Source organism: Paenibacillus sp. GQ49 (genome assembly GCF_059759055.1).
This window is the reverse complement of sequence record NZ_JCAXEL010000007.1, coordinates 135,854-152,911: the sequence shown is the minus strand read 5'-3', so window position 1 is coordinate 152,911 and position 17,058 is coordinate 135,854. Positions and strand designations below refer to the sequence as shown.

General features: G+C 45.2%; 18 protein-coding genes. 14 read left to right on the top strand and 4 right to left on the bottom strand.

Annotated features, from left to right (window positions below; all coding sequences use genetic code 11):
• Window positions 1-48 precede the first annotated feature (48 nt).
• Together AC6CIF_RS15010 and AC6CIF_RS15005 are read left to right on the top strand one after the other, a co-directional pair.
• Complete coding sequence (locus AC6CIF_RS15010; protein ID WP_498200338.1) at window positions 49-708, top strand: hypothetical protein; 660 nt, start codon at window positions 49-51, stop codon at window positions 706-708.
• A gap of 37 nt (window positions 709-745) precedes the next feature.
• Window positions 746-1,015, top strand: coding sequence for a DUF4176 domain-containing protein (locus AC6CIF_RS15005; RefSeq protein WP_076212877.1), 270 nt, complete (start codon window positions 746-748; stop codon window positions 1,013-1,015).
• Window positions 1,016-1,071: 56 nt separating this feature from the next.
• Here the strand turns inward: AC6CIF_RS15005 and AC6CIF_RS15000 are convergent, their stop codons facing one another.
• Entirely contained in the window at window positions 1,072-1,347 is a 276-nt protein-coding gene (locus tag AC6CIF_RS15000; protein ID WP_076212874.1) for a WXG100 family type VII secretion target, read from the bottom strand.
• Window positions 1,348-1,536: 189 nt separating this feature from the next.
• Complete coding sequence (locus tag AC6CIF_RS14995; protein ID WP_498200243.1) at window positions 1,537-2,646, bottom strand: stalk domain-containing protein; 1,110 nt, start codon at window positions 2,644-2,646, stop codon at window positions 1,537-1,539.
• A 190-nt stretch (window positions 2,647-2,836) separates the two neighbouring features.
• On the opposite strand from AC6CIF_RS14995, the gene AC6CIF_RS14990 reads away from it, so the two are divergent.
• Window positions 2,837-3,727 (top strand): phosphotransferase, encoded by an 891-nt coding sequence (locus tag AC6CIF_RS14990; protein ID WP_498200241.1) that lies wholly within the window; start codon window positions 2,837-2,839, stop codon window positions 3,725-3,727.
• On the opposite strand, the gene AC6CIF_RS14985 is transcribed toward AC6CIF_RS14990, so the two are convergent.
• Window positions 3,724-3,930, bottom strand: a complete 207-nt coding sequence (locus tag AC6CIF_RS14985) for a hypothetical protein (protein ID WP_017692174.1) — start codon at window positions 3,928-3,930, stop codon at window positions 3,724-3,726. The genes AC6CIF_RS14990 and AC6CIF_RS14985 overlap by 4 nt on opposite strands.
• Window positions 3,931-4,266: 336 nt before the next feature.
• On the opposite strand from AC6CIF_RS14985, the gene AC6CIF_RS14980 reads away from it, so the two are divergent.
• The 11 genes from AC6CIF_RS14980 to AC6CIF_RS14930 all read left to right on the top strand — a co-directional run bounded on the left by AC6CIF_RS14980 (window position 4,267) and on the right by AC6CIF_RS14930 (window position 16,230).
• A complete protein-coding gene (locus AC6CIF_RS14980; RefSeq protein WP_498200337.1) occupies window positions 4,267-5,889 on the top strand; it encodes a copper amine oxidase N-terminal domain-containing protein in 1,623 nt (540 codons plus the stop codon).
• Between the two features lie 186 nt (window positions 5,890-6,075).
• Window positions 6,076-6,525, top strand: coding sequence for a disulfide oxidoreductase (locus AC6CIF_RS14975; protein WP_498200240.1), 450 nt, complete (start codon window positions 6,076-6,078; stop codon window positions 6,523-6,525).
• Window positions 6,526-6,544: 19 nt separating this feature from the next.
• The gene (locus AC6CIF_RS14970; protein WP_498200239.1) at window positions 6,545-6,988 is read left to right on the top strand and encodes a FixH family protein; all 444 of its coding nucleotides are present in this window, start codon (window positions 6,545-6,547) and stop codon (window positions 6,986-6,988) included.
• A 98-nt stretch (window positions 6,989-7,086) separates the two neighbouring features.
• The gene (locus AC6CIF_RS14965) at window positions 7,087-8,067 is read left to right on the top strand and encodes a LacI family DNA-binding transcriptional regulator (protein WP_076212863.1); all 981 of its coding nucleotides are present in this window, start codon (window positions 7,087-7,089) and stop codon (window positions 8,065-8,067) included.
• Between the two features lie 160 nt (window positions 8,068-8,227).
• Window positions 8,228-9,553: an ABC transporter substrate-binding protein gene (locus tag AC6CIF_RS14960; protein ID WP_498200238.1), complete on the top strand. Its 1,326-nt coding sequence runs from the start codon at window positions 8,228-8,230 to the stop codon at window positions 9,551-9,553.
• Between the two features lie 146 nt (window positions 9,554-9,699).
• A complete protein-coding gene (locus AC6CIF_RS14955) occupies window positions 9,700-10,584 on the top strand; it encodes a carbohydrate ABC transporter permease (protein WP_076212860.1) in 885 nt (294 codons plus the stop codon).
• Window positions 10,581-11,411 (top strand): carbohydrate ABC transporter permease, encoded by an 831-nt coding sequence (locus tag AC6CIF_RS14950; RefSeq protein ID WP_498200237.1) that lies wholly within the window; start codon window positions 10,581-10,583, stop codon window positions 11,409-11,411. Before AC6CIF_RS14955 ends, AC6CIF_RS14950 begins: the two co-directional genes overlap by 4 nt.
• 42 nt (window positions 11,412-11,453) lie before the next feature.
• Entirely contained in the window at window positions 11,454-13,016 is a 1,563-nt protein-coding gene (locus tag AC6CIF_RS14945) for a glycoside hydrolase family 32 protein (protein WP_498200236.1), read from the top strand.
• Between the two features lie 84 nt (window positions 13,017-13,100).
• On the top strand, window positions 13,101-14,579 hold the full coding sequence (locus tag AC6CIF_RS14940) for an alpha/beta hydrolase family protein (protein ID WP_498200235.1): 1,479 nt from the start codon (window positions 13,101-13,103) through the stop codon (window positions 14,577-14,579).
• A gap of 26 nt (window positions 14,580-14,605) precedes the next feature.
• Window positions 14,606-15,007 carry a MerR family transcriptional regulator gene (locus tag AC6CIF_RS14935; protein WP_498200234.1) on the top strand — a complete coding sequence of 134 codons (402 nt, stop codon included), beginning with the start codon at window positions 14,606-14,608 and terminating at the stop codon, window positions 15,005-15,007.
• A gap of 167 nt (window positions 15,008-15,174) precedes the next feature.
• Complete coding sequence (locus tag AC6CIF_RS14930; RefSeq protein ID WP_498200232.1) at window positions 15,175-16,230, top strand: serine hydrolase domain-containing protein; 1,056 nt, start codon at window positions 15,175-15,177, stop codon at window positions 16,228-16,230.
• 85 nt (window positions 16,231-16,315) lie between these two features.
• On the opposite strand, the gene AC6CIF_RS14925 is transcribed toward AC6CIF_RS14930, so the two are convergent.
• Window positions 16,316-16,993: a succinylglutamate desuccinylase/aspartoacylase family protein gene (locus AC6CIF_RS14925; protein WP_498200231.1), complete on the bottom strand. Its 678-nt coding sequence runs from the start codon at window positions 16,991-16,993 to the stop codon at window positions 16,316-16,318.
• Window positions 16,994-17,058 lie beyond the last annotated feature (65 nt).

Below are 17,058 nucleotides of genomic sequence, written 5' to 3'. Positions count from 1 at the left end.
AACAAAAAACGTTCAAAACCCTCGGCCCGTGACGTCGTTGTTTCTACAATGTATGAAGGCACTCCTTACCCAAGGGAAACATTTGAGAACTATCTGGTCATCTATGCGGCAGATGGTATTCGACTGAGTGTAGGTACGCTTGTTCTGTTTTTTCTTAACGTATTTCTGCTCATTCCCGTGTTCAGTGTCCCGTTCCAATCTATGTATGCGTATATTCTCGTGCCACCGCTAGTCTTTATGAATATATGGGCGATTGCCCTTATTGCTGCCCCACGCAGACTCCAACTGAATTATGTATTGTTCCGAGGGGTATTTGGCATCGTTTGTTCTGTGGGATTTATGGTGATTATACAGAAATTTGCCTATGGGACACTTGATCTGACGACACCTTGGTACGCCATTGGATCATTTGCAGTATATGGTTTTGCCTTGTTTCAATACGTGAAGTTTCGTTTGCGTAAGCTACGGCAGCCCCCTCAGCGGAAAAAAGGGGATAAAAGCCCGGGTATGCCTGTTGCCACATTAACGATGATTACGGGCGGAGCATATCTTCTGGCCAATATTTCACTGGCCTTTGTTACGCAGCAGACTGTGGCTGTTGTGCTGATGTGTGTATACATTATGCTGGCCTTTGTCGTGTTTCACTTCATTATGGACTTGCATCGGTATTACTGGCTTCGCCAGGTTATGAACAAATCAGAGGGGTAATTGCAGGATAGAGACATAATTAAGGAGGGCGATCATTTTGGAAAAAAATATAGCTTCGTTTCTGCCGAATGGGTCTGTTATTCGTTTAAAAGAAGGCACCAAGAAGCTTGTCATCTATGGACGCAAGCAGATGTTAATGACAGAACCACCCCGTCAATTTGATTATATTGGCTGTCTATACCCTGAGGGTTACATTAATCCGGATTATACGTATGTATTCAATCATGAAGATATCGAAGAGATCATTTTCAGAGGGTATGTGGATCAGGAGGAAGAGACATTTGCGGCGGAACTGGAGCGTAAGTAGCCCGAGTTGTAAAGGTCGGTTCTACATATGAGGAAATGAAAAAAAACGGATCAGTCCTAACGTGACTGATCCGTTTCGCGGAAACGCGTCGCTGTCTGTTGAAGACTGGTGCTTGTTTCCTGTAAACCGCGCAAATAATGACCGATGTTTGTCATGCTGTCATTCATACGCCCGAGAAACTCTCGCTGGCGTTCCCCTTCCCACTGTCCCTCAGACTGATCAATCATCGTTTTGAGTTGGGTAAGAATATCATGTCCGTTCTGGGATGCCTTATTGAACTCACCCGCAAGTTGTTGCAGTTCTTCTGGGGACAGATCAATACGCTGGTTCATGAGGTCCACTCCGTTTCTCTTCTTGCATAAGATAATGTATATTCCATTATAACCCCATCTTTTTCAAAATGAAGCTGGACAAAAGCCTTGTTTTCAGATCAGTGTAGCGTGTCTTACATAGGACAAAACACACATCAAATCAGCCCCAGCTCATAGAGCGGGACCGAAATGATGTGCGTTTATTTTTGTTTATTTTACTTTTTGTACGGATACCGCCATTTGCTCCAGTTGAGTATGAGTCAATTGGTTATTTGGTGAGCTGAGTGTTACATAACGATCATCCAGCTTGAATGTGAGCATATCCGTTTGGTCCGGTGTGTACCATTTGGCTGATACGCCATTAGGCAGTTTTACCGTTTTGCCATCATAGCTGAACGAGTAATCTTTAGGGGATACCGCTACATTCATACGATTAAAAACAAAGTTTACACCATCACCGCCCGCACCTACGCTTTTGAACGTATCTCCAGCAACCATATGTTGTGGGGCATAGGCTGTGGTGAACCCGTCAAACTTCGCAAATGCTTTGCGAATGTTATCCAATTGTTGTTTGCTATAGTTCACATCTGCGAATGCAGTGATCCCTTGATCATTGTTGCTGTTGGCTTTTTGAACAGAGACAGCGACTTGTTGCAACTGAGCTTGGCTCAGCTTATGATCCGGGGAGCTAAGGGTAACGTAGCGATCATCCAGTTGGAATGTGAGCATGCTCGTTTGATCGGGTGTATACCATTTGGCGATAACGCCATTGGACAGTTTCACGTCTTTGCTTGTATAGCCGTCCGAATAATCTCTTGGAGATACATCCACTTTCATATGGCTAAAAATAAAGCTTATACCGTCGCCACCCGCACCTACACTTTTGAACGTGTCACCTGCGATCATCTGCTGAGGGGCATAAGCGGTCTCGAACCCATCGAATTGTGCAAAAGCTTTTTGAATGGCCTCTTTTTGTGCTGCACTATACGTTACATTCCTCAATGCTGATGGATTGCTGGTAGCTTGGCCGATCATGACCTGTCCTTTTTTGCCGTCATAGGATACAGGCACATGTAGTGCATCGGCAAGCGCACGTACGGGCAGATAAGTAGAGTTGTTATAGGTAATTGGCGCAAGTTTGTTGCCATTGCCATCCGTTGGTGAGTAAGCCGCGCCATCAACATTAAAGCTGATTCCATGGTTAAGGTATGCAGAGATTTTCTCCAGTTGCGTTCCCGCAAATACGCCTGTTGCTCCTGTTAAAGTCATGCCCAGTACCATCATCGTTGCTACGGATTTCTTCATGTTTTTTTTCATCATATATCTCTCCTTCAAGTTGGGGTTTAGTTTTGTTTAATGGGCTCGCCGTCCCTTATGGCTTTATATTAAACCCCGAACATATCCAGAATAATTCTGAATTATCTCCAACTTGTAAACATGTGTATATAGACAGGAGACTAGCATCTGTCTGTTGAATAGATCGCTTAGGATCAGGAAACGAGGTGAAGGCATGACAATTTTTCATTACGTGGCAGTTCATTATGATATTGGGAATATTGTAGGATTTAATGCCATAGAACACGGTAATAGTTCTAAAGCGATGTTGATCGAGTCTACACAAGGTAAATTCGTTTTACGTAAATTGAGGAACGAACAACAGGCGTGGATTGAGTATGAAATGGTTCAGGCATTGGCATCAGTAAATATTTCGCCATCCATGGTACAGACAAAATACAGGATTCCGTATATTACATATAATGATGAGATTTATAATTTGCAGATCTACATAGAGAATTTGCTTCCACGTTCCCAAAGTAACATTGACTTTGTTCGGTTAGGTCAGGTGGTCGGTCTTTTTCATCGTATGACGAATCATCTTAAGGTTACTGGTATGGAAGATCGGTTCGAGTTATCTCAATTATGGCTTGAGGTTTCCAATGTAGTGTTAGCCTCGTCATCTGAACAAATTCGTACGTTAGCCCAGCTTACAGAGGAGTGTCTGGAATTTCGCAAGACGAACCATTCAGTCATTCATGGGGATCTGGGCATGTGGAATTTGTTGTTTACAAAAGAGTCCATCTACATCATTGATTTCGGTGAAGTAAGAATGGACGATCATCATTTCGATCTGGCAGCTGTACTGACTTCTACAATTCCCTCGTCAACACATAGGCAGGAACTTGGAAAGATTATGGCTGACTTTGAAGATGGTTATGTGCAGGAGAATGCTGATTTTAACAGGAGGCAGCTTTACGAACAGTTACAAGTATGGATGTTACGTGGATTTTTGGCAGTAATCAGGGAGAGGGGAGATGGCCCCTCAACCATTGGATATGTAGAGCGAAAACTGAAGCTGCTTGGTGTGTTTGAACGTATTCTTTGCCGAATCGAAACATTTTAGTTAAAAAGATAGAGGATGAGTCCGCCAAAACCAAGGACAATCGCACCAACGTATACATAGGAAAGTTTGCTTAGGTTTTGCTTTGTGCGGCGGTCATATTCGGGGTTGCTGGTCTGATTGGCTTTGGAATTTCCGATGATCATGGTAGCAATACCTCCAAACAAGGCGATACCCACAATTAAAACATAAGGCAACCAGGTCATGAATGGACCTCCTTCGCGGATAATATGTTATGTCCTTATTGTACTTCAGGATAACCTTTGATGTAAGCTTTAGTTGAGAAATAAAGGAAAATGAAGTATCTATAATACAGTATGTATGTGGTCTTGGATCGGAAAGATCACTACAATTTTATATTTTTTTAATTCAAAAAAACCTTGATACAACAGGCGTTCGCAGCTTTCTTCACTGAAGGCTGTGAATTTTTTTGGCCCACAGAGTGATCCAGAAGAGAGAACCCTGCGTTACACCCTATGAAGACGACGACGAGGAAAGAAATTATACACAAAACATAATCGAGGAGTGAACACGTAATGAAAATGAAGATGAAGAAGTTTATCGCACCTGTACTTAGCTTGACACTGTTGATGCCGGGGATCGCTGGAGCAGCTGCCGCACCACAGACACCAATGACCATGATGAAAGCATCCGTGAACACACCTGCGGCTGACCTGAGAGCAAACCTGGACCACCTGTTGTCCGAGCACTTTGCACTCGCAGTAACCGCAATGGCCAAAGCATATGACGGAGCAAAAGATGCAGATGCAGCCTACAAAGCACTCGACCAGAATGCACTGGATATGCAACCAGCAATCGCTTCCCTATACGGTGACGCAGGTGCCAAAGAATTCGAACGCATCTTCCGCGCTCATAACAAATACACAGATGATCTGGTGAAAGCAACCAAAATGGGCAACCAGGCTGGAATCAAACAAGCACAGGCAAACATCAACGGTTTCGTGGATGAGTTCTCCACATTCCTGAGCACAGCTACCGAAGGCAAGTTGCCAAAAGCAGCAGCCAAACAGGCGCTGAAAGTACATGAAGATCTCGTGCAAAAAGTATTTGATGAGTATGTAGCTGGAGATTACGCTGATGCATACAAGGCTTACCGTGAAGGTTTCAAAGAAATGTTCGACGTAAGTAAAGCACTCTCCACAGCAATTACGACACAAATGCCTGAGAAATTCGAAAATACCAAAGCGGATACAAAAGCAGCTGATCTGAGATCTGCACTCAACCACTTGGCTTCCGAGCACTTTGCACTTTCGGCTCTGCAAATGCAAGAGGAATTTGATGGACGTACAGCCGCTTCCAACGCACTGATTACAGCTGAAGCTGGAAACACAGCTGACTTCAAAGCAGCGATTGCTTCCGTTTACGGTAACGACGGTGCCAATGCTTTCGAGAAAATTTGGGTAACGAACCACGTCAATGCACAAAGCGATTATGTAAAAGCTGTTAAAAACAATGATGCTGCGGCCCGTGCGGCAGTAGAGAAACGTATTGATGGATTTACAACAGAATTCGCTACATTCCTGGATTCAGCAACAGCTGGCAATCTGCCAAAAGCAGCAGGACAACAAGCGCTGACAACGCATGAAAATCAAGTACAAAACGTATTGAATCAATATGCAACAGATAACTATGATGCTTCTTACACAACAAATCGTGAAGGCTTCAAAGTGATGTTTGGTGTAGGTCAAGCCCTGGGTAACGCCATCGTGACTCAATTCAACGACAAATTCCAAGAGCCAGCAACACCAGCACCAGCGCCAGATATGACAACGGTGTGGATGCAACTGAACAGCAAAATGCTGAAAATTAACGATAAAACAACCAACATGGATACCACACCAGTGCTTTGGAAAAACACAACATACATTCCATTGCGTTTCCTGAGTGAAGGTATCGGTGCAACGGTGAAATGGGACAAAAAAGCACAACAAGTAACGGTAATGGCTGGCGATGATACCCTTGAATTCTGGGTGAACAACAACGTTATGGAAGTGAACGGTGTGAAGAAAAACGTGGGTGCAACGGTATTTGTAAATAAAGATGGACGTACGCAAGTGCCTCTGCGCTTCATTGCTGAACTTCTGAACTGGGACGTGAAATGGGCACAAAAAGATGGCTCCATTACGCTGACGAAATCGATGTAATATAAAGTTTTCATATGAATCAAACAAAAGAGCTGCCCCAACGGCAGCTTTTTTGTATTCACCCAAAAGTTCAAATATTTGGTATAATCATCGAATAATGACCTACATAACAGCTTGAATAGCCGATGGAGTCTAGAATGATGTATGATAATTTGGTATAAGCAAAATGAAGAGGGGGACAGAGGAATGAGTACATCATCAAAATCGGAGCGTCCAGCGAGAAATGTGGATACCCGGTTATTTGTTGCTTGGGCCGTTTCCGTTATTGCAACAGGGGGGAGTCTCTATTTCAGTGAGATCAAGGGATATCTTCCATGTGATCTATGCTGGTACCAGCGTATATTCATGTATCCACTAACCATCTTGCTGGGCATTGCCTACTTCAAGGATGACGTGGGCATCACCAAATACGTACTCCCACTTAGTTTCGTCGGTGGCGGCATTTCGTTGTATCATGTAACGATCCAACGTATTTTTTCGGCTACAGGTAATGCCGTCGCGTGCGGTAAGGTTCCATGTTATACCGACTATTTGAACTGGTTTGGTTTCATCACGATTCCATTACTGGCACTGATCGCCTTTATTATCATCATCGTGATGCTGTGGGGTATCTGCAAAACACCAAAATCTTCTTAATAAGAAAGGATAGATGGTGATGAGCGGACAAGCTCGTTGGTTCATGCCCTTCCTGGCGCTATTCCTTTTGATCGCTGGCTGCTCCTATGAGGAACAGTCTGCTTCCGGGGAGATGCCGGAAATGATCAAAGTGAAACTTGACGTTCCAGAGAAGGCTACTCTTCATAAACCAACACGGTTACAGGTGAAGCTTACACAGGGAGATGCACCGTTAAGTCATGCTGACCATGTGCAATTCCAGATCTGGAATGAGCTTGATGATCCGCCTTCTGTATCTCCGGAACAAGGTATGATGACAGCGGACGAACTGGAGAATCAGGGGGCTATAACTGCCAAGGAGGCAGAGGAAGGGCTGTATGAAATCCAGCATACTTTTGAAGAACCAGGTACGTATGTGGTACAGGTCCATGTTACGCACGGAGCTATGCATAGTATGCCGAGAGCGAGAATTGTAGCGGAATGAAGCAGCAGGCGGGTGCCAAGGCTTCGGTTCAGGTTTAGCAATAGGTTTATAATTATAATGTTAAAGGTATGAAGAATGTTGTAGGAAAAGAGGCTGTTATGGCAACTATTCATGATGTTGCACTCAGGGCAGGAGTTTCTGTAACTACCGTCTCGCGTGTATTAAACAACCGGGGATATATCAGTCAGAAGACTCGGGACAAAGTGTATCAAACCATGGACGAACTAAACTATCGACCCAACGAAATTGCCCGTTCTCTTCTGCGTAAACAATCCAATGTTATAGGCTTGATTATTCCCGATGTATCCCATCCGTTTTTTGGAGAACTGGCTAGCTATGTTGAGTATCATGCTTACCGGAATGGATTTAAAATTATGTTATGCAATTCTCACATGGACCCTTCCAAAGAGCGTGAATATGTGGAAATGCTTAAGGGGAATCGCGTGGATGGCATTATTATGGGAAGTCATACACTGGAAGTTGATGAGTATATGAATCTGCATTCCCCAATCGTGACCTTTGATCGTAAGATCGGTGAAGACATCCCGTTTATCTCATCTGATAACTATCAGGGAGGGGTTATGGCTGCTGAATTACTGCTCTCGAAGAACAGACGACATTTTGCACATATCTGCGGTAATTTGGAATTGCAAATGCTGTCCAATCGCCGGACGACAGGTTTCGTTGATACCTTGCAGGCTCATGGAGTCAAACCGGTCATGATTCATGAAACCGATCTCAATGTGTTTGACCAGCATCAGTATACGGAATTGGTGGATAAACTGCTTGCACAACACCCGGAGGTGGATGGGCTCTTTGTAACGAGTGATCTGATGGCGGTGCATGCGCTGAAGCAGATCGTGTTAGGTGGGCGCAAGGTACCTGACGATATCGCTATTGTAGGTTATGATGACAGTCGTGCAGCAGCGTATACGGTGCCTGGCATTACAACGATCAGGCAGCCTGTGGAGGCCATGGCTAAGCTGGCGATTGATCTGATTAGGCGCCAACTTGCGGAAGAGAAGATCGGAATGGAGCATATTTTGCCAGTTACCATCGTGGAGAGAGAGACGACCTGATACAGGTCGTTTTTTCATATTCGTCCTTTTGCTACGATAAAATCAAGGAGAAATATTTTTTTAAAATAGTATGTCAAACGATTGACATGTCAAACCTTTGACACTATAATTCGATTTGTAAGCGTTTCCTTTTAAACTATTGATCGGGGGCCATAACAAGATGAAAAGAGAACAGAGATGGATGAAATTATCGGTATTGTCTTTGATTTTGATGCTTGTATTGTCGGCATGTGGAGGTAAAGCAGCGACGGAGTCCAACTCCGCCTCAGAGGGTAACAGCAGTGAGAGTGTCAAAATTACCATGCTTAATTCCAAATCGGAAATTAACAGTCAGCTGGAACAAGCGGCTAAAGACTTCCATGCCGAAAATCCAAATATCACACTCGAAATTGTACCTGTAGGCAGTGGACAGTCTCCGTTTGAAAAAGCGTCTGCTTTGTATGCCTCCGGCAGCCCTACAACGATGATGATGCTGGATACAGGGGATGTCGAGAAATTCAAGGATCGTGTTCTGGATCTCACATCCGAGTCTTGGATGAAGGATGCTGTGGAGAACAGCACAGCGGCTACAACGTTTGATGGCAAAAACTATGCCTTCCCGTTCTCTATTGAAGGATATGGATTCATCTATAACCAGAATGTTTTGGATCAGGCAGTAGGTGGGACATTTGATCCAAAGTCTGTACAGACCACTGCACAGCTCGATGAGCTGTTCCAAAAGATCGCCGCTACTGGAAAATCACCTTTGATTGTATCTCCGATGGATTGGTCGCTTGGTGCGCACTATCTGGGGCTTGCATATGGTGGGCAGTCGCCGGACCGTGCGAAGGTGGATCAATTTATTACTGATCTGAAGGCAGGTCAAGTGGACCTTGCATCCAATGCCGTGTTTAATGGCTTGTTAGATACATTTGATCTGATGAAAACCTACAATATTGACAAGGCTTCTCCATTGTCCGGAACTTATGAGCGTGGACCTGAGGTGCTTGGCAAGGGTGAGGTTGGCATCTGGTTCCAGGGCAACTGGGCATGGCCGCAAATTTCCAGCTTTGATACAGCAGATGGAAAATACGGCTTCCTCCCGGTACCTGTGAGCAATAACCCGGATGATTTCGGTAATACGCAAATCTCTGCTGCCGTATCCAAACGAATATTGCTGGATAAGGAAAAGAGCACACCAGCCCAGCAGGAAGCAGCGAAGAAATTTTTGGATTGGATCGTGTATAACGAAAAAGGTCAGGATTTCCTGGTGAATCAAGCCAGTATTATTCCGGCATTCAGCAACATTACATTAGAGCCAACCGATCCACTTGGCAAATCCATTAGTGAATACATCAAAGCAGGAAAAATCGAGGAATCAATGAGTACACTTCCTGCGGATCACTGGTCCAAACTGGGTGCATCCATGCAGAAATATTTGGCTGACGTCATTGACCGTGCCGGACTTGCCAGCGAAATTCAGGCATACTGGAGCAATGTGAAATAAAGGAATTAATCTTAGCCCTGTGCAGCACATAGAGAGAGACTTGCGGTAGCCGGAGATGATGAATGTACAGCTTCCACATGAGGTCTGTTCAACTTGTTTCCGGCATAACCGTTAGGCTAATCATTTGGATAGAGTGGAGGTTGACAATGCTGACCGAAAAAGGATTATGGACACGTCTGCGCACCCGCCTGATCTTTACTGGCCCGACATTATTTGCGTTTGCTACAGTGATGATCATTCCATTTTTGTATGGTATTTATTTGACGTTTACGAACTGGGATGGCATTGCCATCGATCAAAACTTTGTTGGCTGGGATAATTATATCGGTGTGTTCAAAGACACCGTGTTCTGGAAATCATTCGGGATGACGCTGGAGTACGTATTTATTACTGTTGTGCTGACCAATGCGGTTGCCTTCCTGCTCGCTTACGCTGTAACTCGGGGAATGAAGGCACAGGGCTGGTTTCGGGCCGGATTTTTCCTGCCGAATCTGGTGGGCGGAATCGTGCTTGGTTTCATCTGGCAGTTTGTTTTTAATCAGGTACTCGTTTTTGCAGGACAAAAAATGAACCTTACTCTGTTTTCCACCTCCTGGCTAGCTGACCCGGATAAAGCGTTCTGGGCACTCATTGTGGTGACCGTTTGGCAGTATGCCGGCTATATGATGGTTATCTACATTGCAGGACTGATGAATGTGCCGAAGGATGTTATGGAAGCAGCCAGCATTGATGGGGCAAGTAATCGCAAAATGTTGGCGCGCATTGTATTGCCACTGATGGTTCCTTCGTTTATTGTATGCATCTTTTTGTCACTGCAACGGGGATTCATGGTGTATGATCTGAACGTCTCCCTGACCAGTGGCGGGCCCTTCAAGAGCACAGAGATGGTATCCATGCATGTTTATGAGCAGGCCTTTCTTGCTCGTGACTACGGATTGGGTCAGGCAGAAGCCTTTGTTCTGTTTATCCTTGTAGCCGCCATTACATTGCTCCAGGTCTATTTCAGCAAAAAACTGGAGGTCGAGGCATGATGGCTGGACAATCACGCATTCTCAACTGGATGAAGTTTATTGTATTAATCATTGTGATGATTTTGTTTGTATTTCCGTTTGTACTTCTAATCGTCAATTCGTTCAAGGCTAATCAGGCAATTACCTCCGATCCGCTGGGCTTGCCAAGCTCCTTTCAATTCGATAATTACGTCAATGCGTTTGACAAAATGGGATATGTATCCGCCTTCAGCAATTCGTTGCTTATTACCATTGCAGGTGTATTACTGATTGCTCTTTTTGCGGCGATGACAGCCCATTACTTTGTTCGTCACAAAAGCAAGCTGAATCAGTATCTCTTTTTCCTGATGGTAGCTGCGATGATTATTCCGTTCCAGGCTATTATGATTCCACTGGTTAAAATATACGGCTCGCTCAGCCTGCTGGATAACAAGTGGTCGCTGATCTACATGTATATTGGCTTTGGCAGTCCGCTTGCCGTATTTATCTACCATGGCTTTATCAAAAGTATTCCCCTGGAGCTTGAAGAAGCGGCTCTAATGGATGGCTGCGGCAAAGTGCAGACCTTTTTCCGTATCGTACTGCCGGTGTTACTGCCAACAACCGTAACGATTAGCGTACTGAATGTATTGTGGATATGGAATGATTTTCTGCTACCTTCCCTGGTGCTGACTTCATCCGAGCAGCGTACACTGCCGCTGTCCACGTTTTATTTTTATGGGACATACACCGTGGATTACGGTCCATTGATGGCTGGTCTGGTGTTGACCCTGCTGCCTGTCCTGATCGTTTATCTGTTTGCGCAGAAGTACATTATTCAGGGGGTCATGCAAGGGGCTATCAAATAAGTTCGGTTGCGTGATTTAGAGAGAGACAGGAGTGAAGGACATATGAACCAGGAACGATACGAGAAGCAGGGAATGGACACAAGGCAAGAGACAGACCCTGGACTGACGAGTTCTTCGACTCAGACAAAGGAGAGTTATACACTCGCCCGGGCCAACGCATATATCAAGGCGCATCGACATCAGGTTAATCCAACCTATCGAATGGCCTATCATTTGATGCCAGAGGTGGGCTGGATGAATGACCCCAACGGCTTCATATACTTCGGTGGGATGTATCATTTGTTCTATCAGCATTATCCCTACGAACCGGTATGGGGGCCGATGCACTGGGGCCATGCGGTGAGCCGTGATTTGGTTACGTGGTCTTATCTGCCTGTTGCCCTGGCACCCGATCAGAGCTACGACAGTGGAGGCTGTTTCTCTGGAAGTGCAATCGTGCAGGATGGCAAATTGGTGCTGATGTACACGGGGCATGTCGTGACTGGACCCGACAAGGATAACGATTACTTGCAGACACAGAATATCGCTGTCTCGGACAATGGAATTGATTTTGTCAAAAGCGCGATGAATCCGGTCATTCGACTGGATCAAATCCCAGCGCATACCAGTCCGAAGGACTTCCGTGATCCAAAAGTGTTTGAACGAAACGGTGTGTACTATTGCGTCCTTGGATCGAATGATGCTGCGGGCAAAGGTGTCATTCTGTTATACCGTTCAACGGACTTGCTGGATTGGAGTTATGTCAACATTATGGCCCAGAGTGACGGGACGCTTGGCGACAATTGGGAATGTCCCGATCTGTTCACACTGGATGGCCGAGATGTGCTGATCATGTCTCCGCAGCGCATGCCTGCTCAGGGAGATAACTATCGCAACCTGCATTCGACCGTTTATATGATGGGAACGCTGGATGAAGACCAGGGTGTGCTGAAGTACGATCAGTACGTTCCGCTGGACTGTGGCTTCGACTTTTACGCACCTCAGACGATGGAGGATGCACAGGGGCGACGAATTATTGTGGCCTGGATGGATACGTGGGAAACGGAAATCCCGACACAACAGTCCCATGCCTGGGCTGGAGCGATGACTTTGCCAAGACAACTCATTCGCAGGGGAGAACGATTGATATTCCAGCCGCTTCCCGAACTTAGACAGTACAGATCGGAAGGCACCGAGCAGTATGGTATACATCTAAACGATGATGAACATGTTCTTGATCTTGGAGTCAGCGGAGACCGTTACGAACTGTATGCTGTATTCGAAGCGGAACAGGCACAACACTTCGGGTTGAAGCTGCGCACGGGTGAAGATGAAGAAACCGTAATTTCCTATGATGTAGAGCAGCGTCGTTTATGCTTGAATCGCGAGCAGGCCGGACAAGGGCCGGGCGGAGAACGAGCTGCGACAGTGGAACTGCTTGACGGGAAACTGGAACTTCATATTTTTATGGATGTCAGCTCCGTTGAGGTGTTCATTCAGCAAGGAGAGCAGGTAATGACAGGGCGGATATATCCGGGGCCGAACTCAACAGGTATTAAAGCATTCTCGTCTGGAACGTGTACGTTGACCGAACTTCGCAAATGGGATATACGAATTCCCCGATAAAATTCTATCTAAAATTCAGCCTTGACCTTGAAGTATACTTCAAGGTTTATTCTTTTTTTATCAAGAAATATTGGAGGCTGAATAATGAGAATTTTAGAATGGATTTTAGTAATCATGACAGTTATTGGCGCAGTGGTCATGTTGGTGGCTCCCAAGCGTCGGACAGTGGGGGGCATTACGTTGTTGGCACTGGTGCTGGCTATCCTTTTGCATGGGGTAATTGATCATTTTCGCGTACAGATGCTGCCTACCTATCTTGTGTCTCTTGTTTTAATGATTGTATTGTCCGTTCAATTATGGAAGTCCAAGCGCAATATTCAGAATACACAGAAACAAAAACGTCGATCGTGGTTCAAAATCATTTTGGCATCCATTCTGGTGCTGGCTCTTAGTGCAGGTACTATAGTGTTGACGTCGTTATTCCCTGCATTCACGATGCCCGAATCGACGGGTTCATTTGCCATAGGGACCTTTTCGCAGCAGTTAACGGATGATTCCCGGGAAGAAACAAAATCGGTTGAACCGGGCGACAAGCGGGAACTCATGATCAATGTCTGGTATCCTGTAGATCAGGAAACAGCCAAAGGATTGCCGCTAGAGCATTATCCTGCCGAATTGGGAGAGGCGATCAGCCTGGTATTTGGTATTCCACCAGTGGTATTCAGTTACCTTGACACGATTCCGACGCATGTTGTTAAAGGTGCCGAGGTATCTGCCGCACAGAGCAAGTATCCTGTATTACTGTTTTCACCAGGGATACGTTCTACTCGCTTTCAAAGTATGACCGCGATTGAGGAACTTGTGAGCCACGGCTACATTGTGGTTGGTATCGACCATCCGTATACATCTGCACAAGTTACATTCTCGGATGGCCATGTCGCTTCTTATCAGCCGGACCCTGACTTCCCAACCTCCAAAGAACTATATCAATATAATATAAAAGGTATAGGTATTCGTGCAGAGGATGCAAGCTTTGTACTGGACACTCTCACACAGTGGAATTCACATGATCCGAATCAATTGCTCGAAGGCAAGCTTGATCTGGATTCTGTCGGTATCTTTGGTCACTCCTACGGGGGTGCAACTACGGCGGAAGCGCTGGCTCAGGATGACCGTTTCAAAGCAGGACTTAGTTTGGAAGGCGGTTTCTGGGGTAAAGTATCCACAACAGCCTTGAAACAGCCGTTTATGTATATCATGTCGGGTGAAACAGCCAAAAGTCTGGACCCGGACGCCACTGCCAAGGATAAAGTATTTTATCCCGAGTTTGAGCCTGATTTGGATCGGGTGATGTCAAATAGTCTTAATGATACCTATTATCTGACAGTGGAGAGTTTGTTCCATCAAAGCTTTACGGATATTTCATTAATCTCACCGAAAATGTTTGCCAGAGGTATGACGCCAGAACATAATGTGGATATTACCAGATCCTATACGCTGGCCTTCTTTGATCATTATTTGAAGGGGGAGGAGCAGCCGTTGTTGCAAGGCCCTTCATCTAAATTCCCTGAGGCCACCTATGATGCCACATATACTAAGATACGCAACGAACAAACACAATAAATCCGCAGAAAGGTGGAGGAGTAGGCATGGAAACCATGACAAGAGGAATGTTGGCCAAGCGTACCGGTGTAAGTATGGCAACCCTCCGTTATTACGAAGATAGTGGAATTCTGCCTGCTCCCCGTCGTTCATCCAATGGATATCGGGTGTATACCGAGGATTATCTGGTCAAAATTAAGTTCATTAAGGATGCCCAGTCGCTGGGATACTCTCTAAAGGAAATACAAGAGACCCTGCAACTACTCAGCCAGGAAGACATGGAAAAGGATACGTTAAAAACCCTTGTACGCGAACGCATCGCTGACATTCAGAAACATATTGACCATCTGGAACAGATGCAGATTCATCTGGCACGACTGTTGCATACACCGGAGGACGATATCGACAATTATATTCAATCGTTCAGAGTGCAGAAGAAAGAGCCGTAATCGCGGCTCTTTCTTCTGTTTAGGAGAAAACAGGGCGCCGACTAACGAGCAGGGAATCGGAGATGTAGAACGAATACATAATGTAGTTTGCCAATACATAATGGTGGTTAACGTGATTTCAATATTTCAATAATGAAATTCACACCACAAAAGGAGTATCATTTTCTATGAGGGATTTACAAGGTTTTGTATCCGATTACATCAAGGGAAAGAAACATCTGCATCTTGAGATTGGCGTTATCACGAAGGGAGATATCGAATATCATTCATTAGGCAATCCCAAAAAGAAGAGCGTGGCTGCTCCTGAACATAGGTTGTTCGAAATCGGCTCTGTAACCAAACTATTTACATCTATCCTTCTATTAGAATTGGAACGTCAACAGCAGCTTTCCACGGATGACACGGTTGGCAGGTACATACACAATGGTAAAAACGATTATTTGAATAAGGTTACCTTAAAAAGTCTTGCTACGCATACCTCTGGATTACCTAGACTTGCCACAAATCTAAACCCCACGAAAAACCGATTGAATCCGTATTCAGATTATACCGAGGATGATTTACTTGCTTTTTTGTCCGATGCTGACTTTACGGATCAGATGGGTTCATTTGAGTATTCCAATACCGGCGTGGGCTTACTGGGTTATATCCTATGTAAAGTATCAGGAAGAACATATGACGATCTGCTGAAAAAATATATCACAGGTCCATTAAACATGACGGAGACAGCAGCTATGTTGAATCCAGAACAGAATGGCAGATTTGTGGATGGACATACGTCAACGGGGAAAAAAGTCCCTCACTGGGATCTTAGTGTACATGCAGGGGCTGGGGCGATCAAGTCATCTGTTCACGATATGAGTTTATTTGTTCAGGCCAACCTTAATGATGATCATCCGATAGCCTCTGCAATACAAAAAAGTCATGTTCCTATAATGATTGGAGACTCGGACTTATATTTAGGATGGCATAAGGATAAGCTCTCAGATCAGAATATACTCTGGCATAACGGTGGCACATTTGGTTTCTCCAGTTATTTGGCTATAAATAAGAAACAGAGTATAGGTGTTGTATTATTGTCCAATTATTGTTTTGGATCAGCCTCTATTGTGGATGAGTATCTGGATGCGATATTCAAGTTTATAACAAAAAAAGACCTTTATCCACTCATGCCGCTGGACCCTGTGGGTAATAAAATACTGGAAGCAATGATGCAGAGATAAAAAACACCTCCAACAGAGATCACCTGAGGATGTACTTCGGCGCTCTCTGTTGGAGGTGTTTTTGTTTCTATCTTAATGATCTCAATCATGACATGCCCGCTTCACGCAGAAAATGGTGCACAATCTTCGTCTGATACTTGATACGGGTCGAGCGTTTCAGACTCCAACAGGTCTCCACTGTGACGGAACGGGCTTGTAATAGTCTTGAAGCCGCTGTACGGGCAGATCCCGGCAATTCATGCTGCTTGAGGTTAAAATTACGATCACGAATGGCAATCGACCGATTCATCCGTTCAATAACTCTTCTGCAAGCTGGAATCGTCCGACTGCCGGGATTAGTGATCAACGTCTGTCCAAGCACTCGTGAACTCAGTTGAGACAGGCCGTTGGCTTCATGCAGATCAAGCCACCAGTCGGCCCGATGTTCACGCGCCAGCTGAAAAACCGCCGCAGCGAGCGGATGTTTGGCCTTGCCTGACATACGGCGTGGAAACGTACGATTCAGATCTGGCTTGCCTCTGATTTTCTTTGCGTAGGCTTGCTGGTTCACGCGTGGCACGATAATTAACAGCCCTCGTTGAATGGCATGACGACCTGTAGCAATATCATCTGCGAGTTTTTGCGCAGCGGCCATACTCGCCGTTTCATTCCCGTGAACCCCGGATGTAATGAACATCACGGGTCCCGGCATCATGCCACGTACGATGAAGTAGGGAGTAGCGTGTGCGCTGGATGCTGCAAGGACATGTTTGGTCACAAGCATGACACTTCACCTCCGTTATTACAGTACGCCATGTCCCTCTTTCATGTAACGGCGCAAGAACAGGT

Coding starts and splice junctions, on each gene's coding strand:
- AC6CIF_RS14950 (WP_498200237.1), top strand. CDS start 10,581: ATGATGGCTGGACAATCACGCATTCTCAACTGGATGAAGTTTATTGTA.
- AC6CIF_RS14960 (WP_498200238.1), top strand. CDS start 8,228: ATGAAAAGAGAACAGAGATGGATGAAATTATCGGTATTGTCTTTGATT.
- AC6CIF_RS14975 (WP_498200240.1), top strand. CDS start 6,076: ATGAGTACATCATCAAAATCGGAGCGTCCAGCGAGAAATGTGGATACC.
- AC6CIF_RS14990 (WP_498200241.1), top strand. CDS start 2,837: ATGACAATTTTTCATTACGTGGCAGTTCATTATGATATTGGGAATATT.
- AC6CIF_RS14980 (WP_498200337.1), top strand. CDS start 4,267: ATGAAGATGAAGAAGTTTATCGCACCTGTACTTAGCTTGACACTGTTG.
- AC6CIF_RS14955 (WP_076212860.1), top strand. CDS start 9,700: ATGCTGACCGAAAAAGGATTATGGACACGTCTGCGCACCCGCCTGATC.
- AC6CIF_RS14925 (WP_498200231.1), bottom strand. CDS start 16,993: ATGCTTGTGACCAAACATGTCCTTGCAGCATCCAGCGCACACGCTACT.
- AC6CIF_RS14945 (WP_498200236.1), top strand. CDS start 11,454: ATGAACCAGGAACGATACGAGAAGCAGGGAATGGACACAAGGCAAGAG.
- AC6CIF_RS14970 (WP_498200239.1), top strand. CDS start 6,545: ATGAGCGGACAAGCTCGTTGGTTCATGCCCTTCCTGGCGCTATTCCTT.
- AC6CIF_RS14935 (WP_498200234.1), top strand. CDS start 14,606: ATGGAAACCATGACAAGAGGAATGTTGGCCAAGCGTACCGGTGTAAGT.
- AC6CIF_RS14940 (WP_498200235.1), top strand. CDS start 13,101: ATGAGAATTTTAGAATGGATTTTAGTAATCATGACAGTTATTGGCGCA.
- AC6CIF_RS14995 (WP_498200243.1), bottom strand. CDS start 2,646: ATGATGAAAAAAAACATGAAGAAATCCGTAGCAACGATGATGGTACTG.
- AC6CIF_RS15010 (WP_498200338.1), top strand. CDS start 49: ATGTATGAAGGCACTCCTTACCCAAGGGAAACATTTGAGAACTATCTG.
- AC6CIF_RS14965 (WP_076212863.1), top strand. CDS start 7,087: ATGGCAACTATTCATGATGTTGCACTCAGGGCAGGAGTTTCTGTAACT.
- AC6CIF_RS14985 (WP_017692174.1), bottom strand. CDS start 3,930: ATGACCTGGTTGCCTTATGTTTTAATTGTGGGTATCGCCTTGTTTGGA.
- AC6CIF_RS14930 (WP_498200232.1), top strand. CDS start 15,175: ATGAGGGATTTACAAGGTTTTGTATCCGATTACATCAAGGGAAAGAAA.
- AC6CIF_RS15000 (WP_076212874.1), bottom strand. CDS start 1,347: ATGAACCAGCGTATTGATCTGTCCCCAGAAGAACTGCAACAACTTGCG.